This is a genomic window from Pantoea sp. X-Soil-TKNS-1207 (genome assembly GCF_059730485.1).
This window is the reverse complement of the sequence record NZ_AP035958.1, coordinates 1,323,856-1,349,511: the sequence shown is the minus strand read 5'-3', so window position 1 is coordinate 1,349,511 and position 25,656 is coordinate 1,323,856. Positions and strand designations below refer to the sequence as shown.

The window sequence follows — 25,656 nt, the reverse complement described above, 5'->3', positions numbered from 1 at the left end:
AACGGTGACCCGGCAGGGGCCACCGTGGGGATGTGATTAAAGTTTAAAGCTCTGTACCACCAGCTCCAGCTGCACGCTTTGTTCTTCCATGGCGCGCGCAGCGGCAGAAACCTGTTCCACCAGCGCCGCGTTCTGCTGGGTGCTGCCGTCAAGTTGGGTGATGGCCACGTTAACCTGGTCGATACCCATGCTCTGCTCACGGCTGGCGGACATGATTTCGCCCATCAGCGTGGTCACGCTGCTGACGCCCTGCATCAGCTCATCCATGGTTTGTCCGGCCTGCTCTACCAGCTGGCTGCCGGTATCGATATTCGCCACCGACTCCTCAATCAGCTTCTTAATCTCCCGCGCCGAGTTAGCCGAGCGCTGCGCCAGATTGCGCACTTCCGACGCCACCACGGCAAAACCACGGCCCTGCTCACCGGCGCGTGCCGCTTCCACCGCCGCGTTCAGCGCCAGGATATTGGTCTGGAAGGCGATGCTGTCGATCACGCTGATGATATCCACCACTTTACGCGAGGAGTGATGAATCTCGCCCATGGTGCTCACCACCTGACGAACCACCTCGGTGCCGCGCGCCGCCACCTGCGAGGCGCCATCAGCCAGTTGGTTGGCGTGGGTGGCGTTATCGGCGTTCTGACGTACCGTGCCGGTCAGCTGCTCCATCGAGGCCGCGGTTTCGACAATCGAGCTGGCCTGCGATTCGGTGCGTGCCGAGAGATCGGCGTTGCCGCTGGCGATTTCACGCGACGCTGCGGTGATCGCCAGCGCGCTGTCGCCTACCTGACGCATCAGCCCCTGTAAATAGGCAATGAACTGGTTGAAGCTCTGCGCCACGGCGTTAAATTCCGGGCTGTTGCTGGCAGGCAGACGCTGGGTAAGATCGGCACCGCCGGTCGACAGCGCTTCGATATTGCGGTTCAGCACGCTGAGACGTTTCATCATGGCGCGCACAAAACCGAGCAGCACCAGCAGCAGGATCACCGCCAGCGGGATCTGCACCAGACCGAGTCGGGTCAGCATACTGTGGGTTTGCGCATCCAGCAGGCTCGACGGCACATCGCTGGCGAGATACCACGGGCTACCGGGGATCGCTTGCAGGAACAGGGTATGCTCGCCATCGTCCGCCTTGTAGGTCGCCTGCGTCGGCTGGCTGCCCGCCTGGCTTAACAGCGTTTTCAGCGTAGCCGCCACCGGCAGTTGGGTATCGGAGAGGTTTTCCAGTTTCGGTGCAGCATCCACCAGCGCGGCGTTGCCCACCACTTTGCCATCGGCTTCAACGATCAGCACCCGGCCCTGAATCGCCTCACCCATCTGTTTGGCCAGCTGGTTGAAGAATCCGAGGGTGACGTCAATGGTGGCGACACCCCAGGCGGTGCCATTGCGATAGATCGCCATCGCACAGTTGGTACGCGGCTGCGGGCTGGCGGCATCCTGGTAGGCTTTCGCCCAGGCGCACTGCCCTTTGGCGGCGGCCATGCCGTCTTTGTACCACGGCTGTACCCAGTATTTGTCGGCAGCGTCGGAGTTCCAGTAAGTGTTCACCTGCAATTGATTGCTGGCGTTACGCGCGAAGAACGAGCTGTCTTTCTCTTTCGCCGGATCGCGAAGGTTCGGCAACGGCCAGATACCGCCGCCGAAGACGTTGCTGTCCTGATATTGGTTAACCATCGCCGGCAACAGCGTATCAATGGTGGCGCTGTCCATAACGCCCGCAGCTTCGGTGATGGCACGCTGCTGCGCCTGTACGCGGTTCATCTGCTCGACAATGCGTCCAGCCAGATTATCAACCTCGTAACGCACCAGGCGGCTCTCATTCTCAGTGAGCTGTGGCGCAATAAACTGATTGATCACCAGCACGGTAACCAGCATCAGGACAACGAAAAAGGCGACGAGGGTCGCGGTGAAGCGTGACTGTGTAGTTTTTAACATAAGAATGCCCTTACCCTGGAGTGACGAGATGCATGATCCGGGTTAACGGCTTGTTAAGGAGGAACTTGAGGTGAGTCAGATCACAAAGCAGAAAATAGAGTTAATGCCGGTGATGGTGTCGCGGCGTGATTTATCGCGTGCTTTTAATTTCAGCTTAAAAAACAGCGCGATAAATCGCGCCGCTACCATTACGGAGCGGGAAGCTCCACCACTTCCTGCCGTGGACGAAAAATGTGATCGTTGCCCTCCGCCAGCAGGCGCTGCAACAGCTGCTGCCCGCCGCGTTCATCGGCCTGGGCAAACTGGCGCTCCGCCTCGGTGATCGGCGTTGACCACAACAGATTCACTCGATCGCCATCACGCTTCGGCAGGCGGAACTGCGCCGACTCGGGCGCCAGCCCGTTAGCCAGCAGGAAACTTTCAAAACCCACCGGCGCCACTTCTGATGCCAGCGTATGCCCTTCGCCAAGCCAGGTGAGTCGCGCCCACGGCAGATGAGCAAACTCCGCCAGCGCGCTCGCCATCTGCACCGCGTTGGACTCGTTCATCACTTCGCCATCCACCGCCATCGCCAGCTCAATGCGGCGGTACTGCGGCGCCAGCTCATCGAACAGGTAATCCACCTGCGGCATCGGCCGGATGCCCATCCCAAGGGTGAGAAAATACCAGACGCCCTGGTGCCAGTGCTGCGAAATCGCCATCGGCGGCCAGCTGCCCTGATCGATGGCGTAATACTTCACCGACTCGCCAAACTGCGCCTGATAGCACTGCATCAGCTCGCGCTGCACCACATCCCACAGATGGCCGTCATGCCAGTCGCGCCAGAAATTACGCTGCTGCTCGGCACGGGCGTAGTAATCATTGGTCGAGGCAGAACCGAGCGGCGCGGTCAGGCGATTTTGTTTGATGCAGCCCGCCGAGAAGCTCACCTGCTTGTCCTGATACAGGCTCCAGCCAGGGATCACCGCCAGCAGCTGGCCGTAATACCACAACGCGGCACCGTTGTCGCCTGGCTCCCACAGCACCTGCAATCCGGCCGGATCGAGCGGCGGTTCCGCTTCCAGCGTGCGGCAATATTCAGCGCTGAGCAGCGGCGCTATGCCCTGCTCCATCGCCGCGCGATCTTCGCTGGCGGGAGCGGGCAGCAGGTTGCGTAACCAGCAACCGCGCACCGCGTACTGGCTGCGAAACAGGTCGCTCGGCCAGATATAAAAATAGGCTGTGCGCGCGTCCTGCTCGACGATGGCCGTTAACGTATGTTGCTGATTTGGTACCTCAGCAATCAGAGGTTGGTGTGTCATAACGCCTCAACAATGCCTGGAGGGATCCATTTCCCCCGAGAATAGAGCAGGATCGGCACTCGTGCCACGCGACACAAGGGTAAAACTCTCAAAGTGCCAGAGACGAAAGATGAGGAATGCTGAAGATTTGCCTGATGCTGCGCTGCCATGCTTCAAATTAATTCGCGATTCTTTCGCCGTAACGCATGGTATTGTCAGCATATTCGCATCAAAGGAGTTACCGCAATGGTGCTGCAAAACCTGGATTTGAACCTGCGCGATGTGGTGATTTTCGCCCTGCTGGTATGGCTGTTTATTCGCTACACCTGGGTGATGTCTGCACTGACGCTGATGCTGGCGGGCATTGCCCTGCTGATCCTGTTGCCCGCCGATCTCTACTACAGCCTGCTGCCGCTGGCGCTGATTGGCCTCGGGCTGGGAATGCTGCTGCATCATTACCAGCAACGGCAATTGACGCTGCGGCGCGAAGCCCGCACCCCGCGTACTTACACCAAATCTCAGGATGAGTTTCGCCTGTAACGCTTAGCGCCCCATGCGCGCCATGGCGCGCGAATAGGCACCGCGCTGAATCGACCAGCGCAGCAAACCGGCAATCACCGCGATCTGTCCATCCACCAGCCGCTGCTGTAGCGGACTGATGGGCAGTTCGCCCAGCTGCTGCGCCCAGTCCGGCAATAAACCTATCCCTGCCTTCATCATCGCCCGCATCACCGGTTTTGCCTGCCAGCTCGGCGCTGGCGCGTTCATCAACAGCTGCGTTACCTCGCGCGTGCGTGCATCGCACAGCAGCTGCGGCCGCATCGCCTGTAAATACGCCTCGACCGCCGCCACGCTTTTCGGTACCTGCTCAGCCCCAAGCGATTCGGCAATCAGCGCCGCTTCCTGATAGTAGCGATCCTGCTGCGCCAGGCTGAGACCGGGATTTTTGTAACGCAGATGCGCCGCAAGAAAGCGGCTGGTTTCCGCCACATGCACCCAGGTGAGCAGATGCGGATCGCTGGCGGCATAGGGATGGCCAGCACTGTCGACGCCGCTGACGCGCAGATGAATACGTTTGACGCGTTCAATCAGGGTGTGCGCATCCTGGCGATTACCAAAGGTGGTGACGGCGATAAACTGACTGGTACGACGCAGACGCCCCATCATATCGTCGCGAAAGTTGGAGTGGTCCCACACCCCCGCCAGCGCCGCCGGGTGCAGCATCTGCAACAGCAGCGCGCTGATGCCGCCGCACATCATGGCGCTGAAATCGCCATGCACCTGCCAGATCACGCTATCCGGGCCGAACAGGCCGGGATCGCCAGGCGGTTGCGAGATGTCGAATTCGTTGAGTGACAGGCCGTTCAGGCGAAAGACTTGTTGCTGGATGCGGTTGCGCAGATTCATGGTTTTGGGTTTGCGTTTGGGCGGTGGAGGACCAGGTCAGCATCAATGCTGACCTGGTTAAGGATAGTGCTGAGAATTGTAGCGGCGCGATTGAGCGTGCTGTTAGACATCCGCTGCCATCCTGCACATTGCGCGTTAAATCGCGCCGCTATGCCGATCTGCCCGCTTTAAAGATAATCGAATTGCGCATCCTGGGTGCGCACCGAATCCAGTCCAATCATCACATTGAACTTGCCCGGCTCAGCCACCTGCTGCATTTTCTGATTCCAGAACTTCAGCGCATCGACATCAATCTTAAAGCTCACCGTCTGCGACTCACCCGCTTTCAGCATGATGCGTTTGAAGCCGCGCAGCTCCTGCACCGGACGGCTGATGCTGGCCACCGGGTCGTTGAGGTACATCTGCACCACGGTCGCGCCCGCGCGTTTGCCGGTGTTGGTCACCGTCACGCTGGCTTCCACCGTACCGTTACGCGGCATGGTTTTCGCTGACATCTTCACCGGCGAGACGGTAAAGGTGGTGTAGCTCTGGCCATAGCCAAACGGATAGAGCGGCCCGTTGATGGCATCGTAGTAATGCGAGGTGTATTTGTTCGGTTTCTCGAAGTTATAGGGACGACCGGTCGGCAGATGGTTGTAGTAAATCGGGATCTGGCCGACAGAGCGCGGGAAGGAGACCGGCAGTTTACCCGATGGGTTGTAGTCGCCAAACAGCACATCGGCGATGGCATTGCCGCCCTCGGTGCCGCTGAACCAGGTTTCCAGCATCGCGTCAGCCATGCGATCTTCATTCACCACCGCCAGCGGACGGCCATTCATCAGCACGATCACCAGCGGTTTGCCGGTCGCCTTCAGCGCCGCCAGCAGTTTTTGCTGGCTCAGCGGGATCACCAGATCGCTGCGGCTGGAGGCTTCGTGCGCCATGCCCTGCGCTTCACCGACCACCGCCACCACCACATCGGCTTTTTTCGCGTTCGCCACGGCTTCATCCAGCATCTGCTGCGGGGTACGGGGATCGACGCTCACCGCCGGTTCATACAGATTGAGGAAATCCTGGATGCCTTTGTTATCGGTAATATTCGCGCCTTTGGCGTACAGCACGGTGCCTTTGCCCGCCATCGCGGTTCGCATCCCCTGGAGCAGGGTGACCGACTGTTTCGCCACACCGGCGGCAGACCAGCTGCCCATAATGTCGCGCTGACTGTCGGCCAGCGGGCCAACCAGCGCCATGGTCGACGCTTTCTTCAGCGGCAGGGTTTCGCGCCAGTTCTTCAGCAGTACGATGCTCTTACGCGCAACGTCACGGGCTTCAGCACGATGCAAACGGCTTTCGGCATTGGTATCCTGCGGGTCGCTGCCCTTCGGTCCCAGATGGCTGTAGGGATCATTAAACAGCCCCATATCGTATTTAACGTTAAGTACGTGACGCGCCGCATCGTCAATTTCCGCCATGCTCACCTGGCCGCTTTTCACCAGGCCCGGCAGGTATTTGCTGTAATATTCGTCGCTCATACTCATATCGACGCCCGCTTTCAGCGCGATACGCACTGCATCCTGCGGGTCGCTGGCAACACCATGTTTGATCAGCTCTTTGATCGCGCCGTGATCGCTGATGGTAATGCCTTTGAATTTCCACTCGCCGCGCAGCAGATCTTTCAGCAGCCAGCCATCGGCGGTAGCCGGTGTGCCGTTAATCGAGTTCAGCGCCACCATCACGCCGCCGCTGCCGGCATCCAGCGAGGCTTTGTACGGCGGCATATAATCCTGGAACATACGCTGCGGACTCATATCGACGGTGTTGTAATCCCGCCCCCCTTCCACCGCGCCGTAGAGCGCAAAGTGCTTAACGCTGGTCATGATGGAAAAACGATCCGCCGCGTTTTTGCCCTGCATCGCCCTGACCATGGTGCTGCCCATTTGCGAGGTCAGGAAGGTGTCTTCACCAAAACCTTCTGACACGCGACCCCAGCGCGGCTCGCGGCTGACATCCACCATCGGCGCCCAGGTCATGTTCAGGCCGTCGTCGGCCGCTTCATACGCGGAGATGCGCCCCACGCTGGCCACCGCATCCAGATCCCAGCTGGACGCCAGGCCAAGCGGAATCGGGAAAATGGTGCGCTGGCCGTGCACCACGTCATAGGCAAAGAACAGCGGAATTTTCAGGCGGCTGAGCTGCATCACCTGATCCTGCATGGCGCGAATGTCCTGACGCGTCACGGTATTAAAAATCGCCCCGACCTGCCCATGCTGAATCATGTCACGGATGGCTTCTTTCGGGTTATCCGGTCCGACGCTAATCAGGCGCAGCTGACCAATCTTTTCATCGAGGGTCATCTCGCCAAGCAAATGGTTAACGAAGGCGTCACGCGCCTGTTCGGTCATCGGGTGGTTGCCAAACATGTCATCCGCAAGCGCGGGTTGAATGGCGAGGGAAACAGCGAGGCTAACAGAGTAAATCCATTTCATCAGGTCGGGTTCTCTTAAGTGACTGCGCAATATCAGAATAGCCAGGGAAGTGTGCCATAAGATGAGGATAGCAGGTAGCCACCTATGTCACATCGCCACCGCCTGGTTGCAGGCGTGCTACAGTATTTGCGCAACGTTAATGACAAGGATAAGCCAATGAAAAACGCCTCCTCTGACTCTGCCCTGCTGGGTGAACTGCGCCGTCTGGTCGGTCCGTCGCAGCTGCTGACCGACGCTGAACAGACCGCACGCTACCGCAAAGGCTTCCGTTCCGGGGAGGGCGACGCGCTGGCGGTGGTGTTTCCCGGCTCGCTGCTGGAGCTGTGGCGCGTGCTCCAGGCGCTGGTGAACGCCGACGCGATTATCCTGATGCAGGCCGCCAATACCGGGCTGACGGAAGGTTCTACGCCGCAGGGCGGCGATTATGATCGCCCGGTGGTGATCATCAGCACGCTGCGGCTGGACAAGCTGCAACTGATTGATGGCGGTAAACAGGTTCTGGCGTTCCCCGGCAGCACCCTGTATCAGCTGGAAAAAGCGCTGAAACCGCTGGGACGCGAGCCGCATTCGGTGATCGGCTCTTCCTGTATCGGTGCCTCGGTGATGGGCGGCATCTGCAATAATTCCGGCGGTTCGCTGATCAAACGCGGCCCGGCGTACAGCGAAATGGCGCTGTATGCGCAGATTGATGCCGCCGGTAAGCTGCGTCTGGTTAACCATCTCGGCATCGAACTCGGCCATTCGCCGGAGGAGATGCTGGGCCGTCTCGATGACGATCGCTGGCAGCAGAACGATGTAATCTGGGATGATCGTCACGCTTCGGATCATGAATATGCCGATCGCGTCCGCGATATCCACGCCGACACCCCGGCACGTTTCAATGCCGATGCGCGCCGCCTGTTTGAAGCCTCCGGCTGTGCCGGAAAGCTGGCGGTGTTTGCCGTGCGCCTCGACACCTTCGCCAGCGAACCCACGCAGCAGGTGTTCTATATCGGCAGTAACGATCCGGCGGAGCTGGGCGAGATCCGTCGTCATATTCTGGCCAATTTCCGCCATTTGCCGGTGGCCGGGGAATATATGCATCGCGATATTTTCGATATCGCCGAGGTGTACGGCAAAGATACCTTTCTGATGATCGACCGGCTCGGCACCGACAAAATGCCGCAGTTTTTCACCCTGAAAGGCCGACTTGATGCCTGGCTGGCGAAGCGCAGCGCGTTCAAACCACATTTCACCGACCGTGTGCTCCAACGCCTCAGCGCTCTGTTCCCGGCGCATCTGCCGCCCCGACTGAAGCAGTATCGCGACAGGTATGAACATCATCTGATGCTGAAGATGTCCGGCGATGGCGTGGCCGAAGCGCAGACATATCTGCACGACTTTTTCCGTGAAGGCGGCGGGGAGTTTTTTGCCTGTGACGCCAAAGAGGGCGCGCACGCGTTTCTGCATCGCTTTGCCGCTGCCGGTGCCGCGGTGCGTTATCACGCCGTCCATGCCGATGAAGTGGAAGATATTCTGGCGCTGGATATCGCGCTGCGCCGCAACGATAACGACTGGTTTGAGCGGCTGCCGCCGGAGTTCGACAACGATCTGATCCATCGTCTCTACTACGGCCACTTTTTCTGCCACGTTTTCCATCAGGATTACATCGTGAAGAAAGGGGTCGATGTCCATGCGCTGAAAGAGAAGATGCTGGCGATGCTCAGCCAGCGCGGCGCGGAATACCCGGCGGAGCATAACGTCGGACATTTGTATGCCGCCAAACCGCAGTTGCAGGCGTTTTATCGCCAGCTCGATCCTACCAATTCCTTTAATCCGGGGATTGGCAAAACCAGTAAGCTGAAGGGCTGGGCGGTAAAGGTGTGAATAAAAAAGGTGGCCATTAATGGCCACCCTACAACCCGTAGGGTCGGGATTTATCCCGACCGTGTCAATTACCGCACATGCCCTACAGGGTTATGGCAGCTGCTCGCTGTCGTTTGCCAGCGCCTGCTGAACGCGGCGTTCGATAATCATCGTCTGCGGCGTAGACAGCACAATGCCCTCTTTGCGCAGGCGCGTCAGGATATCGAACAGCAAATCACTTTTGGCGCTGGAAATCTGGCGCTGGCTGGCGACGTTGCCGGTGACGCTCAGCACAATCCCGGCTGGGGTCAGATCCTTGAACGACACCGACGGCGTCGGCGTTTCCAGGATACGCTCATTCTCCTCATACACTTCCAGCAGAATCTCGCGCACCCGCACCGGATCAATATCCAGCGGGAAGGTCAGCAGGATGGTCACTACGCCCTGCGCATTGCCCATGGTGGCGTTACGCACGTTCTGAGAGATAAATTGCGAGTTCGGCACAATCACCGTCGATTTATCGCTGAGCTGAATTTCCGTGGCGCGCACATTGATACGGCGGATATCCCCTTCAATGCCGCTGATGGTCACTAGATCGCCCACTTTGACCGGGCGTTCGGTGAGCAGAATCAGGCCGGAGATAAAGTTCTTCACAATCTCCTGCAAACCAAAACCGATACCAACCGACAGGGCGCTGACGATCCACGCCAGCTTGTTCCATTGCAGGCCCATAATCGACAGCGTCAGCAGGATAATCAGCACGTAACCGATATTGCTGAACAGCGTCACCAGCGACACGCGCATCCCCGCATCCATGGTGGTTTTGGGCAGGAAATCTTTATCCAGCCAGCGACGCACCGAGCGCAGCACATAAATGCCCACCACCAGGCAGAGAATGGCGTTCACCATATGCGCCGGAACGATATTCAGCGACTCCAGCCCTTTCCCGCCCCAGAACTCAATCACCTTCTGGATTAGTTCAATCGGCGTGGACGAGGCGAAGGTGCCGTTGAGCAGCGCCAGCGCCACAAAACCAATCAGCACGGTTTTGCCCACCGCGCCCAGCAGCGTTGCCGCCTGTTGCAGATGGCGTTCGTCAATATTGAGCGAACTCTGAATGCGTTTACCGGTGGTGGTCTGCGTTGAGAACAGGCTTTCGCAACCATCGCTGATCAGATGGCTAAGGAAATAGAACGAACCAAACAGGATGCCGCACCAGATCACTTCATAACTGAGGAAGCGGCCAAGGGTAACGTAACCAATCACCAGCGACGCCAGAATGGCCAGCGCCGTCAGGGTCAGCGCCATCTGTACCAGGCCGACCAGCGTGGAACGCGTTTCCGGCGGGTTCCCCTCCTGAACCAGACGGCGGCGCACGCGATTGATACGCATACTGATCGCCAGCCCGGTGCTGCCAATCAGCAACGCCGTCAGGCCGTTAGCAAAGATGGTGGTATTCAGGCTGGTGCCGACGCTGTAGTTAAACGACTCGACCGTCTGGAAGATAAACACCAGCACCGCGGTAATCGGCGGGAAGGGTCGCAGCGCCTGCGCAACCTCGTTCGAGATACTCGGCAAACGCCAGCTCGGACGTCGCGTGGAGAGGAACGCACGCCCTAACCCGGCGATCAGGCCGCAGTAGACGCTAAGCTGCACCAGACGCTGAACGAAATCCTGCACATCGGTCGATACCTCATCGCGGCGGGTAAATGCCAGCGCGATAAAGTTAAAGGTCAGCACTACCGCCGCCAGCGTGGTGAGCGCGATGGTCGCCGCGAGGAAACTGCGGCGCAGGCGCCCTTCCGGCATTTTGTGGATGCTGACCCAGGCAAGCGACTCTTCACCGTAGCGACGGCCTAGCGTCATCACCAGCATCGCGGCAATCAGCCAGCCGATGGTGCCGAAGCGCCAGCCTGGCTCCCACGACAGCGCGGCGGTGTCCTGTAACTCGCTGAGGAAGTCACTGATCTTCTCGCCATCGAGATCCTGGGTACTGACGATGGGCGCCCAGAAACGCGGGCCAAGGATACTGCCTGAGTTCAGCGCCAGCTGGCTTTTTAGCTGGTCACGACGCAGGTTGACGATTTGCGATGACAGCAGCAGCGCACCGTTTTTGATGCCATCGGCCTGCTTGATCTGATCGTCCAGCTTACTTTTCTGACTCTCCAGCGTGCTGCGCTTACGCGTCACTTCCGGCGTCTCTTTCATGCCGCTGTCCGGCTTTGGCACCGGGCCAAGCACCGCCAGCTGCGCATCCAGCTGCTGACGCTGCGGGATTAACGCCTGGCCGAGCGTATCGGCATTGCCGGAGAGTTCCAGCGCCATCTCGTTCAGCTGATTCAGCTGGTTTTCATTGGTATTTCCCGACACCTGGCCTTTAATTTTGTCGAGAATTTTCTGCATCTTAGGCAGTTCAACCGAAGCATTTACCTTCGGGGCGGCCTCCTCCTGCTGCGCGGTGGCGGTGCTGCTGTCATCCGCAAAGCTGATTGCCGGGGCCAGCAACGCCAGCAGCAGCAAACAAGGGGCAAAAAGGGATCGAAACTTAAACATAAGAGTGAGGTTCCAGCGCAATAACAGTCATCAGACACTTCTCAGATGGCGGCTAGTGTAGGCCTTTGGCAACGGTGAAACTATAGGAATGAGGGTGTAAAACATTGGCGCTAACGATAAGACTTTTTGCAGATGCCACCGGAGTGGCATCTGCGACAGATTACTCGACGTTCTGGCTCTGAGCGCCATTACTCGCCGTCTGTGAGGCTTTCTGCTTTTTATACGCCAGAGCGGCGGCCGGCACCGGTGCCGCTTTGCCGGTTTCCAGCCAGTCGCGCAGGCGGTTGGCATCGGCAAAATGGGTATATTTACCGAACGCATCCAGCACCACCAGGGCCACCGGACGGTTGTTGATCACCGTGCGCATCACCAGGCAGTGGCCCGCTTCGTCGGTATAACCGGTTTTGGTCAGCTGGATACGCCAGTCGTTTTTGTACACCAGGTGGTTGGTGTTACGGAACGGCAGCGCATAGTTCGGGTGCTTAAACACCGCGGTATCTTCTTTGGTGGTACTGAGCTGACCGATCAGCGGGTACTGACGGGTCGCCTTCACCAGCTTGATCAGATCTTCCGCGCTGGAGACGTTGTGAATCGACAGACCGGTCGGCTCCACATAGCGGGTGTGCGTCATACCGAGCGCGCGCGCTTTGGCATTCATGGCGCGGATAAAGGCATCGTAGCCGCCCGGATAGTGATGCGCCAGGCTGGCGGCAGCACGGTTTTCCGACGACATCAACGCCAGCAGCAGCATGTTACGACGGCTGATCTCGCTGTTCAGCTTGACGCGGGAGAACACGCCGCGCATTTCTGCCGTGTGGCTGATATCCACCGACAGCATTTCATCCATCGGCAGTTTGGCATCCAGCACCACCATCGCGGTCATCAGCTTGGTGAGCGAGGCGATCGGACGCACACGATCGGGATGGCTGGAGAACAGCACTTTATTGTTGTCGAGATCGACAATCATCGCACTGCCGGATGCAATCTGCGGCTGTGCGATAGGAGCCAGATTTGACAGCGCAGCAGGCGCAGCCAGAACCGGGGTCGTAACTGCCGGTGCACCGATCAACAGCGCCAGCGACAGCAAAGAAATACGTATTTTTACAGACATCGTGTCAAAAAAATCCGGTAAGGAGTTTTGCGCTGTGTAAGTACACAGGCCGCGCGCATCAGGCCAGACGGGATGCGGGCTGGCGACAGCATCATACGCGGTTCACTGAGAAATTTCCTGGAGAGATTGTTTCCGGGCGTTAAAAACCGGTGCAGGATCAATCATGCGCATAAAAAAGGGAGCCAGAAACGGCTCCCTTCGGAAATCATGCGTCTGAGCTAGAACAGCTTCGGTCCATAGCCCCACAAAATCACGGTCAGCGCCAGCAGCACTTCAAACACCAGCACCCCAATCGCCAGCGTCGAGCCAGAGAAACGCAGGCTCTCCTCTTTATCGATATTCAGGAACACCGGAATGCCGACAAACAGCAGATAACCGGTATAAACCAGCGCCAGCGTCCCCACCAGCAGACACAGCCACACCAGCGGGTAGAGCGCCACCAGGCCGCTGATAAACAGCGGCGTCGCCACATAACCGGCGAACACGGTACAACGCTGAATGCTGGGCCGTTGCGGATAATTGCGCGCCATCCAGTGGATCACACGCCCCATCACCGCCACCCCGCCCAGGATGATCAGGTAAAACAGAATGCCGAGTCCGATGCCGGTCAGCATGTTGAGTTGCACAAATTGCCCTTCGCCCAGATTCCAGCCCAGCTGTGTGGTGCCGATAAAGGCGCAGATCACCGGGATCGCCGCCATCAACAATACATGGTGGGTGTAGTGGTGCGAAACGCTCTCGTTTTCCTGCTTGATATCGCGCATTTCCTGATTAGGATGCGCGAGAAGTCCCCAGACATGATTCATAAAATCACTCCTCTGATGCGACGGGCTGCCCTTCAGACGTCAGGCTTGCCAGCGTGGACAGCTTCACTTCAAGTATAATCGGCGCTGTCGTTTTTGCGGCAAGCGGCACAAAAAAACGCCATCGGGTGTAGACTGTTACAAGGTTTGATAACAACAGGGAGGGAGATTTGCATCTTGATATCAACGGATTAATTAGCCAGTACGGCTATCTCGCGCTGTTGCTGGGCTGCATTGCCGAAGGGGAAACCTTTACGCTGCTGGGCGGCGTGGCGGCGCATGAAGGGTTATTGCACTTCGGCGGCGTGATGCTGGCGGCGATGGCAGGCGGGATTATTGGCGATCAGCTGCTGTTCTGGCTGGGACGTCGCTTCGGCACGCGTATCCTGCGCCGGTTTCGTAAGCATCAGGACACCATCCGCAAAGCTAACCACCTGATCCAGCGCCACCCCAGCCTGTTTGTGATTGGCGTGCGCTTTATGTACGGGTTTCGCATTGTCGGGCCAATCATCATTGGCACCAGTCGCCTGAAACCGCTGCGTTTTTTCCTGCTGAATGTGCTGGGCGCCGCTATCTGGTCGGTGATTTTTGTCACCCTTGGCTACTTCGCAGGCGAGATCATCACCCCGTGGCTGCACAAGCTCGACCAGCATGTTAAGCATCTGCTATGGCTGGTGGCGGCGGTGGTATTTGCCTTCCTGCTGCGCTACGTCATCCGTCGCTGGAACCGCCACCGCGCCAGTTAATGGCTGTGGTACCCCTTAAACTGCGGATTCGCCAGCATAAAACCCCCGTCGACGATAAAAGATTGTCCGGTGGTGTAGCTGGCCCATTCGGAGCAAAGCCAGGCGACCAGACTGGCGACCTCACGCGTATCACCGGGTCGCCCGATGGGAATTTCCGGCATCCGCGTGCTGCGCGCGTCTTCATTGCGCATATGGTTCATCGCCGTGGCAATGGCGCCGGGCGCCACCGCATTGACCAGAATGTTATGCGGCAGCAGGCTGAGCGCCATCGATTTGGTCAGGCCGCCCAGCGCATGTTTTGCCGCGGTGTAGGCGGTGGCATCGGGTAGCGGCGTGTGTTCATGCACCGAGGTGATATTGATGATGCGCCCACCGTCGCCCTGATCCACCATATGGCGCGCGGCAATCTGGCCGCAGATAAACGCCCCGTCGACATCCACATCAAACACTTTGCGCCAGTCCTCAAAGGTGACGTCGAGGAAATCGGCTTTGGTCATCACCCCCGCGTTGTTCACCAGCACATCGATGCGCCCGAGCGACGCAATCAGCTGCGCCAGCTGCTGGCCCCCGGCCTGCGGATCGGAGAGATCAAGCTGACGCACCTGCGCCTGCTGGCCGCGGCTCTCCACCAGACGCGCCGTTTCCTGCGCGCCCTCTTCGTCCGAACGCCAGGTAATGCCGAGGGTGAAACCGGCCTCAGCCAGCATCAACGCGCAGCTGCGCCCGATACCTGAATCGGAAGCGGTAACCACCGCCACTTTCTGTTTAGTCCGTACCATAACGTTCTCCTGCATCAAGGGTGTCTGTACAGTATAGAAGTTATCGATCTGTGCCTCGCTGCGGCTGCAAATACCGTTTCGGCTATAGTTAACAGCTGAATAATGCAATGGAGGCAGGATGAGTGAAATCAAACGCAAGATTGAAGACCACGGCGTCATTGGTGATTTACGCACCTGCGCCCTGATTGCCAGCGACGGCACTGTCGACTATCTGTGCTGGCCGGAACTGGACAGTCCCTCGGTGTTTAGCGCGCTGCTCGATAGCGACGATGCGGGCCTGTTCTCCCTCGCTCCGCAGTGGGAAAATGCGCGCCAGCAGCAGCTTTACCTGCCTGATACCAATATTCTGCAAACCCGCTGGCTCGGCGACGACGGGGTGGCGGAAATCACCGATTACATGCCGATTTGCGATGAAAGCGGCAAGCTGCCGCGCCTGGTGCGCCGGGTAAAAATGGTGCGCGGTTCGGCGCGCTTCAATATGCTGTGCGCGCCGCGTCACGACTACGCCCGCGCGGATACCCGCACCGAGGTCCGGCCCGGCGGTGTCGCCTTTCATGCTGACGGGCAGCCTTCGTTACGCCTTAGCGCCAGCGTGGTGATGACGTGTGAAAACCGCAGCGCCACGGCCAATTTCACCCTGCAAGCCGGTGAACACGCCGAATTTGTTTTCGGCAGCGATGACGATCCCCATCTGGATACGATCGCGACCGAGCACTGCTTCCGTGACACGCTGCACTACTGGCGACGCTGGAGCCGCCACAGCTCCTATCGCGGCCGCTGGCAGGAGATGGTGACGCGATCGGCGCTGGCGCTGAAACTACTGACCTCGCACAAACATGGTTCTATTGCCGCCGCTGCCACCTTTGGTTTACCGGAGGAGCTGGGCGGCGAGCGCAACTGGGACTATCGCGCCTCCTGGATCCGCGATGCGTCGTTCAGCATGTATGCGCTGATGCGGCTGGGCTACGTCGACGAAGCGAAGCACTTTACCCACTGGGTGGGCCGCTGCGTCGAGCACAGCCATGACGACACCCCGCATTTGCAGGTGATGTATCGCCTCGACAGCGGCACCGAGCTGCACGAAACCGAGCTGCTGAATCTTTCCGGCTACGCCAATTCACGTCCGGTGCGCATCGGCAATGACGCCTGGCGCCAGACCCAGCTGGATATTTATGGCGAGCTGATGGACGCCATCTATCTGGCGAATAAATATGGCGAAGCCATTTCCCAGCGCGGCTGGCAGCACGTCGTCAATATGATCAACTACGTCTGCGATAACTGGCAGCAGCCCGATGCGGGTATCTGGGAGATGCGCGGCGAGCCGGAACATTTTCTCCATTCACGTCTGATGTGCTGGGTGGCGATGGATCGCGCGCTGCGCCTCGGCATGAAGCGTTCGCTGCCGATGCCGTATGAGCGCTGGGATCGGGTACGCAGCGCAATCCGCGATGATATCTGGCAGAACTTCTGGAACCCCGAGCTGGGCCATTTCACCGCCACGCGCGGCGGCAAGTTCCTCGATGCCTCGATGCTGCTGATGCCGCTGGTGCGCTTTGTCGGCGCAACCGATCCCGACTGGATCGCCACGCTGGACGCGATCAAAACCCAGCTGGTCAGCGATGGCCTGGTACGGCGCTACAACATCAGCGAAACCCCCGCCGATGCGCTAAAAGGCGGAGAAGGATCATTCGCCGCCTGTTCGTTTTGGTATGTTGAGTGTCTGGCACGCGCCGGGCGGGTGCATGAGGCGCATTTCGAGTTTGAAAAGTTGCTGAGCTATGCCAATCCGCTGGGGCTGTATGCCGAAGAATTTACTAATCACGGCAAGGCGTTAGGGAATATGCCACAGGCGCTGACTCATCTGGCGCTGATCAGTGCGGCCTTCTTTCTCAACCGTAAGCTGAGCGGAGAGGTGACGCTATGGCAGCCCTGAAAACCCGCCTGTTTTACCGCCAAACGTAAACAGAGTGGTCGGGTTATTACAGCTATTTACGTAAAGTATCCTCAAGCTGTTAAAATCGTGATTCCCATCACCGCTTCTATGCACATATAATGCGCAGCGGGTCACCCCGACCGAGATGGATTCGACACACTGACAAGCCTGAAACACGGCCATAATGACTTGAAAAACATGAAAAAGAGCATTCGCGCGTTCGCTTCACTCGCCCTCGTACTGGCGGCGTTCAGCCAGTCGGCCTTTGCGGTGGTTTATCCGCTGCCGCCGGCTAACAGCCGTCTGATCGGCGAAAATCTTGAAATCACCGTGCCTGAAGACAGCAAACTTCCGCTGGAAGCCTTTGCCGCGCAATATCAGATGGGCCTCAGCAACATGCTGGAAGCCAATCCGGGTGTTGACGTCTATCTGCCGAAAGTCGGTACCAAAATGGTGATCCCGCAGCAGCTGATCCTGCCTGACGCTCCGCGCGAAGGCATTGTGATCAACAGTGCTGAAATGCGTCTTTACTACTACCCGAAAGGCAGCAAAACCGTGGTAGTGCTGCCGATCGGTATCGGTGAGCTGGGTAAAGATACCCCGATCAACTGGACCACCAGCGTTGAGCGCAAGAAAGACGGCCCAACCTGGACGCCGACCAAAGCCATGCACGCCGAGTATCTTTCACGCGGCGAAACCATCCCGGAAGTGTTCCCGGCTGGCCCGGATAACCCGATGGGCCTGTATGCGCTCTATATCGGCCGCCTGTATGCGATTCACGGCACCAACGCCAACTTCGGTATCGGCCTGCGCGTAAGCCACGGTTGCGTGCGTCTGCGTGCTGACGACATCAAATGGCTGTTTGACCACGTACCGGTAGGTACCCGCGTCCAGTTTATCGACCAGCCGGTGAAAGCCACGGTTGAGCCGGACGGTTCGCGCTACGTTGAAGTGCATAACCCGCTGTCTACTACCGAAGAACAGTTTAACTCGCGCGAAGTGGTGCCGATTAATCTGACTGCGGCCGTGACCAAAGTGATTGCCGATGCCAGCACCAACCAGGATGCGGTAAACAACGCGATCCAGGCGCGTACCGGTATGCCGACCAAAATCAACGGTCCGGCTGGTGAAGCGCAGCCTGCGCCGATCCCGGTTCAGGAAACCCCGGATGCGCTGCCGAAAGAAGAACCGCTGACGCCGCAGGGCGCCAACATCGGTGCGCCGGCAGCCGCCAATAGCGCGCCCGCCGTTGCTAATAACAACTCCTGATTTTTCAGGAAGACGATCAAGCCAACCTGCGGGTTGGCTTTTTTTTGTCCGCCGCGAGCTTAATCATAGGGTCGCCGCAGCGCCAGCCAGCCCGCCACCAGGGTAAAGGCCAGCACCACCAGCACCAGCAGCAAAAAGCCGTGCGGATTACTCGCCAGCGGAATGCCGCCGACGTTCATACCAAAAAATCCCGCCACAATGTTGATCGGCAGCGCCAGCACGGTGATCACCGTCAGTAAAAACAGCGTGCGGTTGCTCTGCTCCATCAGCCGGGCGGCGATCTCCTCCTGCAACAGGCGAATACGTTCCATCAGACCGGCCAGATCGTTGAGCGCCACGCTGAACTCCTCGGTAAAAATACGCAGTTCCGCCAGGGGTTCACGCTTCAGCCAGCCCGGTGGCCGGTTTAGCAGGCGGAACAGCGCCGCCGGTTCCGGCGCCAGCAAGCGCTGGATCCGCAGCAGCATACGGCGCAGACGCCCCAGCTCGCTGCGGTTGGCTTTGATCGCCTGGCTCAGCAGCCGTTCTTCAATCGCATCCACTGCCCCACTGGAACGGCGCACCACCTGCTCCAGCTGCGCCTCCTGCTCGCCCAGCAGCCACAGCAGCACCGCGTCCGGCTGACGAAACTGCAACCGTTCAAGCTGCTGGTGCATACGTTCGATCATGCCAACCGGCCGATAGCGTGCGCTGACAATCACCTGCTGGCGACACCAAATCCATAGGGTGGCGTTCTGCGCACTGCGTTCTTCCTGGCTGAAGGTGACGTCATTCAGCACCGCCAGCAGCGCATCATTTTGCTGCGCCAGACGGGTGCGCGGTGATGCGGAGTGGATCTCATCGAAGAAATCGCTATCAACATCAAAGTGGACCTGAACCCAGCGCTCAGCGCGCGCGTGATTGAGGTTGATATGCAGCCAGAGAAAGTGCGCTTCCGGCAACGCCTGACGCGCCAGCTGTGCCGCTTCCCGTGCGTTAAGGCGCTGGGGCGGCAGATCAGGGGAGAACAGGTAACCGTGAATCAACCCGGCCACTTCATTATTGAAGTCGGGCAGCGTGGTGAGCGGCAGAACAGGCTGGAGCATAGCGATAAGGAGATCCGGCTGCGGACAGATCCACAGCCTGCGACAGCTTTATTGCAGAATGATGACAGCCAGCGCGGGCATCATCATTCTGTCATACAAAGCCGGTATCACACTGCGGGTAACGTATGCCATTCGGCATCGTCATCCACCACCGGGGTGTGTTATGAGCGATAACAGTTTACCTGCATCAGCGTCGTCATCAGCCGGCGGACGTCCGAATCTGCAACAACGCGGCGGCCGCTTTTCCCGCCCGCTGTTTCTGTTACTGGTGCTGGCCGGTCTGGCCTTCACCGCCATCAACCTGTTTAACGATGTCAGCGATACCGGTGCGCCGGTCACCAGCTATACCCCTTTTCTGCTGCTCGGTCTGGCGTTGCTGATCGCGCTGGGCTTTGAGTTCGTCAACGGCTTTCACGACACCGCCAACGCCGTCGCCACGGTGATCTATACCCACTCCCTGACGCCTGGCGTGGCGGTGGTCTGGTCCGGCCTGTGTAACTTTCTCGGCGTGCTGCTCTCCAGCGGCGTGGTGGCGTTTGGCATCATCTCGCTGCTGCCGGTGGAGTTGATTTTACAGGCCGGAAGCGGCAACGGCTTTGCCATGGTCTATGCGCTGCTGGTGTCGGCAATTATCTGGAACCTCGGCACCTGGTACTTTGGCCTGCCCTCCTCGTCGTCACATACGCTGATTGGCTCCATTATCGGCGTCGGCGTCGCCAACGCCCTGCTGCATGGCCGCAGCGGCACCAGCGGCGTTGACTGGGATCAGGCGCTGAAAGTGGGCTACTCGCTGCTGCTGTCGCCGATTATCGGTTTTATCTGCGCCGCCCTGCTGCTGCTGGCGATGAAGGCGCTGGTGCGCAACCGCCAGCTGTATGAAGCGCCGAAAAGCAACCAGCCGCCGCCGGTCTGGATCCGCGGCCTGTTGATCCTCACCTGCACCGGCGTCTCCTTCGCCCACGGCTCCAATGATGGCCAGAAAGGCATGGGTCTGATCATGCTGATTCTGGTCGGCACCATGCCGATTGCCTATGCGCTGAACCGCTCGCTGCCGCCGGATCAAATCCCGCGCGTCGCCGCTTTGACCCAAGTGACCGAACAACAGCTGCTGGCGCTGCAACCGGCGCCGTCAGCCATGCCAGCACCGCGTGCGGTTCTGACCGAGTTTGTGCGGACCGGCCAGACGCGCCCGCAGGTGCTGCCTGCGCTCGGCATGATGCTGGGCGATATCGGCGATCAGATCCGTCGCTACGGTTCAATGGAGAATATCCCGGCGCAGTCGGTCACCAACACGCGTAATGATATGTATCTGGCTTCGGAATCGATCAAGCATCTGCAAAACGCCAACGTGACGCTGCCGGAAGAAACCGATCGCAATCTGACGGCGGTGAAACGCGAACTGGATAGCGCCACGCGCTTTATCCCGATGTGGGTGAAAGTGGTGGTCGCCATCGCGCTGGGCCTCGGCACCATGGTTGGCTGGCGGCGCATCGTGGTGACGGTGGGCGAACGTATCGGCAAAACCCATCTGAATTACGCCCAGGGCGCCAGCGCCGAACTGGTGGCGATGGCCACCATCGGGGCCGCCGACGCCTTCGGCCTGCCGGTCTCCACCACCCATGTGCTTTCATCCGGCGTGGCCGGCACCATGGCGGCCAACCGTTCCGGCTTGCAACTCGCCACCTTACGCAATCTGGCGGTCGCGTGGATTCTGACGCTGCCGGTATCCATTCTTCTTTCGGGCCTGCTTTACGCCCTGTTTATCCATCTTTAATGGTGATTGGCTATGGCAACACACGACAATTCGTTTCACAGCGAGACCTTTAATCAACGCCTGTTGCAGGAGTTCTACGATAGCTACGACGAGGAGCTGGAGATGGAACTTGATGACCTGCGGTTTGGCGACGGCCAGCCGCAGGCTGACGACGACAAAGCCTGGCGTCGTCGCTATTTCCGCGAGCTGCTGCATTTGCAGGGCGAACTGGTCAAGATGCAGGATTGGGTGATGCGCACCGGACATCGCATGGTGATCCTGTTTGAAGGACGCGATGCGGCCGGAAAAGGGGGCGTGATCAAACGTATCACGCAGCGCCTAAATCCGCGCACCTGCCGCGTGGCGGCGCTCCCGGCGCCCAACGACCGTGAGAAAACCCAGTGGTATTTTCAACGCTATATCGCCCATCTGCCTGCCGCAGGCGAGATGGTGCTGTTTGACCGCAGCTGGTACAACCGCGCCGGTGTCGAACGCGTGATGGGCTTTTGCAGCGATGACGAGGTGGAGGAGTTTTACCGCAGCGTGCCGGAGTTCGAAAAAATGCTGACGCGCAGCGGCATCCAGATCGTCAAATACTGGTTCTCCATCACCGATGATGAGCAGGAATTACGCTTCCTCAGCCGTATTCACGATCCGCTGAAGCAGTGGAAACTCAGCCCGATGGACCTTGAGAGCCGCCGCCGCTGGGAAGATTACACCGAGGCGAAAGAGGAGATGCTGGCACGCACCCACATCGACGAAGCGCCGTGGTGGGTGGTTCAGGGCGTCGATAAGAAACGCGCCCGCCTCAACTGCATCAGCCATCTGCTGCAACAGGTGCCTTACGAGGAGAGCGAGCAGAAGGCGATTGCGTTACCGCCGCGCGAACGTCATGACGATTATCGTCGCGCGCCGGTACCGGAAAATATGATCGTGCCGGAGAAGTACTAATTTCGCTCGCTGGCAGTTTGCACGGTCGCGCGACGGCCGTGCTGCTGCTGCAAGCGAAACGTAAGCAGAAACGCGCCCAGCACCATCAGCGCCGCGGCCAGATACACCGACTGCATTCCCCAGTGACCAATCAGTAACCCCGCCACCGGTCCGGTCAGCCCCAGCCCAAAATCAAGAAACGCCGAATAGGTGCCGAGCGCCGATCCCTGATCCTGCTGCTGCACCTGCTTCACCGCTTCGACTCCCAGCGCCGGGAAGATCAGCGAGAAGCCTGAGCCGGTGAGAAACGCCCCAAGATCCACCAGCCAGGCGCTGTCGGCCTGCCAGATCAGCAGCAGACCGGCAAACTCCAGCACAAAGGAGACCAGCGACACTTTCAGGCCGCCAAAGCGGGTGATGTAACGACCAAAACCCATACGCACGATAACAAACCCAAGGCTGAACACCGTCAGCGCAAAGGCCGCCCCGCTCCAGTCGCGGCTGGCGTAGTAGAGGGTGATAAAGGTGGAGATAACGCCAAAACCGATGGTGCCGAAACCGAGCGCCAGGCCAAACATCCAGACGCGGCTAAACACGCGATGGAACGGAATGCGCACCCCGGTGGAGACGCTCACCGCCGGTTTGCGGCTCGCCATATAAAAGCCAGCGATGCCCATCAGCGCCACCAGCCCGGCAAAGCCGCTGATGCCAAACCATTGATTAAGCAGCACGCCCAGCGGCGCACCGACGGCCATCGCCAGGTAGGTGGCGACGCCGTTCCACGAGATCACGCGCGCGGTCTGCAAGGGTCCGACGATATTCATGCCCCACAGCGTGGAACCGGTGCTGCTGAAACTCTCACCGACGCCGAGAAAGATGCGCCCCAGCGCCAGCAGCAGCAGGCTCAGAATCGGCACCTCACGGCACAGCGCGGCGATAATCGTCAGCACGCCGCTCATGCCGCAGCAGATCAGACCCAGCATCACCACCCGTTTCGGGCCAAAGCGGTCTGCCAGACGTCCGGAGTGCGGGCGGCTCATTAAGGTGGCGAAGTACTGAAAGCTGATGATCAACCCGGCCATAAATGAACTAAAGCCAAGCTGGTTATGCACGAATCCCGGCAGTACCGCCAGCGGCAGACCCACGGAGAGATAGCAAAAGAAGGTGAAGACGAGAACGGAAAGAATGCGTTTATTTAACTGAGCATTACTCAGTACAGCGGCGTCAGACATGTCAAGTGGCGTCGTGGACTTTTGTGAAGTTGGACAGCTACTATACCCTTAGCCTGCTAACGGGTCGCGGATTTTTTATGCCAGAATATGTAAGCGTTTTGCATGACGGTCAATGGCGGCGGCGATCTCCCCCGACACTTTCAGGGTGCGGATTTCGCTAAACAAGCCATCGGCCTGGTGATACGCCTTACGCAGATAGCCCAGCCACTGCTTGATGCGCGCAACGTGATATAACCCGGTATCGCCCTGCTTTTCCAGCTGGGTGTATTTCTGCAACAGCGTCACCACATCCGGCCACGCCAGCGGGGCTTCGTTGTACTTCACGACGCGGCTCAGATTCGGCACGTTAAGCGCGCCGCGTCCCAGCATCAGCGCATCGCAGCCGGTTACACGCAGACACTCCTGCGCATCCTGCCAGTTCCAGATTTCGCCATTGGCGATCACCGGAATGCGCAGACGCTGGCGGATTTCACCAATCGCCTGCCAGTTAATGCTTTCGGCGCGATAGCCTTCTTCTTTGGTGCGGCCATGAACCACCAGCTCGCTGGCACCGGCCTGCTGCACCGCATCGGCAATCTCAAAGCGGCGTTCGCTGGAATCCCAGCCGAGACGCACCTTGACCGTTACCGGCAGATGATCCGGCACCGCCTCACGCATCGCTTTCGCGCCGCGATAAATCAGTTCGGGATCTTTCAGCAGGGTAGCGCCCCCGCCGCTGCCGTTGACCAGCTTTGACGGGCAACCACAGTTGAGATCGACGCCCCAGGAACCCAGCTCCACCGCACGCGCGGCGTTTTCCGCCAGCCACTCGGGATATTGCCCGAGCAGCTGCAACCGCACGCGCGTTCCTGACGGCGTGCGGCTGTGGTGTTGCAGTTCCGGGCAGAGACGGTAGAAGGATTTTACCGGCAGCAATTGATCGACCACGCGCAAAAACTCGGTAATGCACAGATCGTAATCATTCACTTCAGAGAGCAGCTCGCGCACCAGCGAATCGAGCACGCCCTCCATCGGCGCCAGTAACACCCTCATTCTTTTAGTGATTCCCGCTCTTGTTCGCCGCCGGACGACGTGGGCGAGCTGGTTTAGCACCCTGCCCTTGTCCCTGACCCGCTGCGCCCTGACGGCGCGGTGCACGGTTTTCACCCTGCGGACGCGGCCCACGGCCTTCACCCTGCGGACGCGGGTTGCCACCCTGGCCCTGACCTTGTCCACGGCCACGACCGCGCGGCTGTTGCTGCTGCTGACGGCCATTCTGAATCGGCTCAGCTTTGATGCTGGGGTCCGGCTCAAAGCCTGGCAGCGCAATGCGCGGAATTTCACGCTTCAGCAGACGTTCGATATCACGCAGCAGTTTGTGCTCATCAACGCACACCAGCGACAGTGCCGCGCCGGTTGCCGCAGCACGACCGGTACGACCGATACGGTGGACATAGTCTTCTGCGACGTTCGGCAGCTCGTAGTTCACTACGTGCGGCAGCTCTTCGATATCGAGACCACGCGCAGCGATGTCAGTCGCCACCAGCACGCGAATGCCGCCGGTTTTAAAGTCAGCCAGCGCACGGGTACGTGCGCCCTGGCTCTTGTTGCCGTGGATCGCGGCGGCGGTGATGCCATCTTTATTCAGCTGTTCAGCCAGATGGTTCGCGCCGTGTTTGGTACGGGTGAACACCAGCACCTGCTGCCAGTTGTCGCGACCGATCATCAGCGACAGCAGCTCGCGCTTGCGTTTCTTATCAACAAAATGCACCTGCTGGGAAACCTGCTCGGATGCGGTGTTGCGGCGTGCCACTTCCACCTGCTCCGGGTTAGTCAGCAGCTTTTCCGCCAGCCCTTTGATCTCATCCGAGAAGGTGGCGGAGAACAGCAGGTTCTGACGTTTAGCCGGTAACTTCGCCAGTACGCGACGGATATCGTGGATAAAGCCCATGTCGAGCATACGATCCGCTTCGTCCAGCACCAGGATTTCAACCTGAGATAAATCAACCGCATTCTGGTGCGCCAGATCGAGCAGACGGCCCGGTGTCGCCACCAGCACATCCACGCCGCCGCGCAGCTTCATCATTTGCGGGTTGATGCTGACGCCGCCAAATACCACCAGCGAACGCAGGTTGAGGTACTGGCTGTAGTCACGCACGTTTTCGCCAACCTGAGCGGCCAGCTCACGGGTCGGCGTGAGGATCAGCGCACGTACCGGACGACGTCCGCGTGCCGGTGTGCTGGTGGACAGACGCTGCAACAGCGGCAGCGTAAAACCGGCGGTTTTACCGGTGCCGGTCTGGGCGCTCGCCAGCAGGTCACGGCCAGCCAGCACCACGGGAATAGCCTGACGCTGAATTGGCGTCGGTTCGCGATAGCCCTGTTCTGCTACCGCACGCAAAATATCGGCACTCAGGCCGAGAGAGTCAAATGACATGCAGGTGTATTACTCCGAACCGCCCTGATCGCCGTGGGCGATGTAGTTTTCAGGGGGGATATGACGCAAGCGCGTGGCTCACGTGTGAAAAGGGCACAAACTACCATGCGTAAGGGC

19 protein-coding genes are annotated in these 25,656 nt (G+C 59.1%); 7 read left to right on the top strand and 12 right to left on the bottom strand.

The window, feature by feature from the left end; translation table 11 throughout:
- Positions 1-36: 36 nt before the first annotated feature.
- On the bottom strand, positions 37-1,932 hold the full coding sequence (locus AC6I8V_RS06210; RefSeq protein ID WP_497845017.1) for a methyl-accepting chemotaxis protein: 1,896 nt from the start codon (positions 1,930-1,932) through the stop codon (positions 37-39).
- 188 nt (positions 1,933-2,120) lie between these two features.
- Entirely contained in the window at positions 2,121-3,233 is a 1,113-nt protein-coding gene (locus AC6I8V_RS06205) for a suppressor of fused domain protein (protein WP_497845016.1), read from the bottom strand.
- Between the two features lie 225 nt (positions 3,234-3,458).
- On the opposite strand from AC6I8V_RS06205, the gene AC6I8V_RS06200 reads away from it, so the two are divergent.
- The gene (locus tag AC6I8V_RS06200) at positions 3,459-3,752 is read left to right on the top strand and encodes a hypothetical protein (protein ID WP_497845015.1); all 294 of its coding nucleotides are present in this window, start codon (positions 3,459-3,461) and stop codon (positions 3,750-3,752) included.
- 3 nt (positions 3,753-3,755) lie between these two features.
- Here the strand turns inward: AC6I8V_RS06200 and AC6I8V_RS06195 are convergent, their stop codons facing one another.
- The gene (locus AC6I8V_RS06195) at positions 3,756-4,619 is read right to left on the bottom strand and encodes an oxygenase MpaB family protein (RefSeq protein WP_497845014.1); all 864 of its coding nucleotides are present in this window, start codon (positions 4,617-4,619) and stop codon (positions 3,756-3,758) included.
- 167 nt (positions 4,620-4,786) lie between these two features.
- Positions 4,787-7,084: a beta-glucosidase BglX gene (bglX, locus tag AC6I8V_RS06190; RefSeq protein ID WP_497845013.1), complete on the bottom strand. Its 2,298-nt coding sequence runs from the start codon at positions 7,082-7,084 to the stop codon at positions 4,787-4,789.
- Between the two features lie 156 nt (positions 7,085-7,240).
- On the opposite strand from bglX, the gene dld reads away from it, so the two are divergent.
- On the top strand, positions 7,241-8,950 hold the full coding sequence (gene dld, locus AC6I8V_RS06185; protein ID WP_497845776.1) for a D-lactate dehydrogenase: 1,710 nt from the start codon (positions 7,241-7,243) through the stop codon (positions 8,948-8,950).
- Between the two features lie 90 nt (positions 8,951-9,040).
- On the opposite strand, the gene AC6I8V_RS06180 is transcribed toward dld, so the two are convergent.
- The 3 genes from AC6I8V_RS06180 to AC6I8V_RS06170 all read right to left on the bottom strand — a co-directional run bounded on the left by AC6I8V_RS06180 (position 9,041) and on the right by AC6I8V_RS06170 (position 13,399).
- On the bottom strand, positions 9,041-11,482 hold the full coding sequence (locus AC6I8V_RS06180) for a DUF3772 domain-containing protein (RefSeq protein WP_497845012.1): 2,442 nt from the start codon (positions 11,480-11,482) through the stop codon (positions 9,041-9,043).
- 160 nt (positions 11,483-11,642) lie between these two features.
- Positions 11,643-12,593 (bottom strand): D-alanyl-D-alanine endopeptidase, encoded by a 951-nt coding sequence (gene pbpG / locus AC6I8V_RS06175; protein ID WP_497845011.1) that lies wholly within the window; start codon positions 12,591-12,593, stop codon positions 11,643-11,645.
- A 218-nt stretch (positions 12,594-12,811) separates the two neighbouring features.
- Complete coding sequence (locus AC6I8V_RS06170) at positions 12,812-13,399, bottom strand: Yip1 family protein (protein ID WP_036624497.1); 588 nt, start codon at positions 13,397-13,399, stop codon at positions 12,812-12,814.
- Between the two features lie 167 nt (positions 13,400-13,566).
- Between AC6I8V_RS06170 and AC6I8V_RS06165 the strand changes: the two genes are divergently transcribed.
- A complete protein-coding gene (locus AC6I8V_RS06165; RefSeq protein WP_497845010.1) occupies positions 13,567-14,142 on the top strand; it encodes a DedA family protein in 576 nt (191 codons plus the stop codon).
- Here AC6I8V_RS06165 and AC6I8V_RS06160 read toward each other — a convergent pair.
- The gene (locus AC6I8V_RS06160; protein ID WP_497845009.1) at positions 14,139-14,921 is read right to left on the bottom strand and encodes an SDR family oxidoreductase; all 783 of its coding nucleotides are present in this window, start codon (positions 14,919-14,921) and stop codon (positions 14,139-14,141) included. The two genes, AC6I8V_RS06165 and AC6I8V_RS06160, sit on opposite strands and share 4 nt — an antisense overlap.
- 118 nt (positions 14,922-15,039) lie before the next feature.
- Between AC6I8V_RS06160 and AC6I8V_RS06155 the strand changes: the two genes are divergently transcribed.
- Together AC6I8V_RS06155 and AC6I8V_RS06150 are read left to right on the top strand one after the other, a co-directional pair.
- Positions 15,040-16,854, top strand: a complete 1,815-nt coding sequence (locus AC6I8V_RS06155; protein ID WP_497845008.1) for a glycoside hydrolase family 15 protein — start codon at positions 15,040-15,042, stop codon at positions 16,852-16,854.
- 198 nt (positions 16,855-17,052) lie between these two features.
- Complete coding sequence (locus tag AC6I8V_RS06150; protein WP_497845007.1) at positions 17,053-18,123, top strand: L,D-transpeptidase family protein; 1,071 nt, start codon at positions 17,053-17,055, stop codon at positions 18,121-18,123.
- A gap of 59 nt (positions 18,124-18,182) precedes the next feature.
- Here AC6I8V_RS06150 and AC6I8V_RS06145 read toward each other — a convergent pair whose 3' ends face one another.
- Entirely contained in the window at positions 18,183-19,208 is a 1,026-nt protein-coding gene (locus AC6I8V_RS06145; RefSeq protein ID WP_497845006.1) for a CorA family divalent cation transporter, read from the bottom strand.
- Positions 19,209-19,371: 163 nt separating this feature from the next.
- On the opposite strand from AC6I8V_RS06145, the gene AC6I8V_RS06140 reads away from it, so the two are divergent.
- Together AC6I8V_RS06140 and ppk2 are read left to right on the top strand one after the other, a co-directional pair.
- A complete protein-coding gene (locus AC6I8V_RS06140; protein ID WP_497845005.1) occupies positions 19,372-20,982 on the top strand; it encodes an inorganic phosphate transporter in 1,611 nt (536 codons plus the stop codon).
- 12 nt (positions 20,983-20,994) lie between these two features.
- Positions 20,995-21,912 carry a polyphosphate kinase 2 gene (gene ppk2, locus AC6I8V_RS06135; RefSeq protein ID WP_497845004.1) on the top strand — a complete coding sequence of 306 codons (918 nt, stop codon included), beginning with the start codon at positions 20,995-20,997 and terminating at the stop codon, positions 21,910-21,912.
- Here the strand turns inward: ppk2 and AC6I8V_RS06130 are convergent.
- The 3 genes from AC6I8V_RS06130 to rhlE all read right to left on the bottom strand — a co-directional run bounded on the left by AC6I8V_RS06130 (position 21,909) and on the right by rhlE (position 25,539).
- A complete protein-coding gene (locus AC6I8V_RS06130; protein WP_497845003.1) occupies positions 21,909-23,123 on the bottom strand; it encodes an MFS transporter in 1,215 nt (404 codons plus the stop codon). The genes ppk2 and AC6I8V_RS06130 overlap by 4 nt on opposite strands.
- Positions 23,124-23,198: 75 nt before the next feature.
- The gene (dusC, locus tag AC6I8V_RS06125) at positions 23,199-24,155 is read right to left on the bottom strand and encodes a tRNA dihydrouridine(16) synthase DusC (RefSeq protein ID WP_497845002.1); all 957 of its coding nucleotides are present in this window, start codon (positions 24,153-24,155) and stop codon (positions 23,199-23,201) included.
- Between the two features lie 4 nt (positions 24,156-24,159).
- Positions 24,160-25,539 (bottom strand): ATP-dependent RNA helicase RhlE, encoded by a 1,380-nt coding sequence (gene rhlE, locus AC6I8V_RS06120; protein ID WP_497845001.1) that lies wholly within the window; start codon positions 25,537-25,539, stop codon positions 24,160-24,162.
- Positions 25,540-25,656 lie beyond the last annotated feature (117 nt).

What these genes read in the sequence shown, in the direction of transcription:
- AC6I8V_RS06180 (WP_497845012.1), bottom strand. Translation starts at nt 11,482, where the DNA reads ATGTTTAAGTTTCGATCCCTTTTTGCCCCTTGTTTGCTGCTGCTGGCG.
- bglX (WP_497845013.1), bottom strand. Translation starts at nt 7,084, where the DNA reads ATGAAATGGATTTACTCTGTTAGCCTCGCTGTTTCCCTCGCCATTCAA.
- AC6I8V_RS06130 (WP_497845003.1), bottom strand. Translation starts at nt 23,123, where the DNA reads ATGTCTGACGCCGCTGTACTGAGTAATGCTCAGTTAAATAAACGCATT.
- AC6I8V_RS06200 (WP_497845015.1), top strand. Translation starts at nt 3,459, where the DNA reads ATGGTGCTGCAAAACCTGGATTTGAACCTGCGCGATGTGGTGATTTTC.
- AC6I8V_RS06150 (WP_497845007.1), top strand. Translation starts at nt 17,053, where the DNA reads ATGAAAAAGAGCATTCGCGCGTTCGCTTCACTCGCCCTCGTACTGGCG.
- dld (WP_497845776.1), top strand. Translation starts at nt 7,241, where the DNA reads ATGAAAAACGCCTCCTCTGACTCTGCCCTGCTGGGTGAACTGCGCCGT.
- ppk2 (WP_497845004.1), top strand. Translation starts at nt 20,995, where the DNA reads ATGGCAACACACGACAATTCGTTTCACAGCGAGACCTTTAATCAACGC.
- AC6I8V_RS06205 (WP_497845016.1), bottom strand. Translation starts at nt 3,233, where the DNA reads ATGACACACCAACCTCTGATTGCTGAGGTACCAAATCAGCAACATACG.
- AC6I8V_RS06210 (WP_497845017.1), bottom strand. Translation starts at nt 1,932, where the DNA reads ATGTTAAAAACTACACAGTCACGCTTCACCGCGACCCTCGTCGCCTTT.
- AC6I8V_RS06160 (WP_497845009.1), bottom strand. Translation starts at nt 14,921, where the DNA reads ATGGTACGGACTAAACAGAAAGTGGCGGTGGTTACCGCTTCCGATTCA.
- AC6I8V_RS06145 (WP_497845006.1), bottom strand. Translation starts at nt 19,208, where the DNA reads ATGCTCCAGCCTGTTCTGCCGCTCACCACGCTGCCCGACTTCAATAAT.
- dusC (WP_497845002.1), bottom strand. Translation starts at nt 24,155, where the DNA reads ATGAGGGTGTTACTGGCGCCGATGGAGGGCGTGCTCGATTCGCTGGTG.
- rhlE (WP_497845001.1), bottom strand. Translation starts at nt 25,539, where the DNA reads ATGTCATTTGACTCTCTCGGCCTGAGTGCCGATATTTTGCGTGCGGTA.
- AC6I8V_RS06155 (WP_497845008.1), top strand. Translation starts at nt 15,040, where the DNA reads ATGAGTGAAATCAAACGCAAGATTGAAGACCACGGCGTCATTGGTGAT.
- pbpG (WP_497845011.1), bottom strand. Translation starts at nt 12,593, where the DNA reads ATGTCTGTAAAAATACGTATTTCTTTGCTGTCGCTGGCGCTGTTGATC.
- AC6I8V_RS06195 (WP_497845014.1), bottom strand. Translation starts at nt 4,619, where the DNA reads ATGAATCTGCGCAACCGCATCCAGCAACAAGTCTTTCGCCTGAACGGC.
- AC6I8V_RS06140 (WP_497845005.1), top strand. Translation starts at nt 19,372, where the DNA reads ATGAGCGATAACAGTTTACCTGCATCAGCGTCGTCATCAGCCGGCGGA.
- AC6I8V_RS06170 (WP_036624497.1), bottom strand. Translation starts at nt 13,399, where the DNA reads ATGAATCATGTCTGGGGACTTCTCGCGCATCCTAATCAGGAAATGCGC.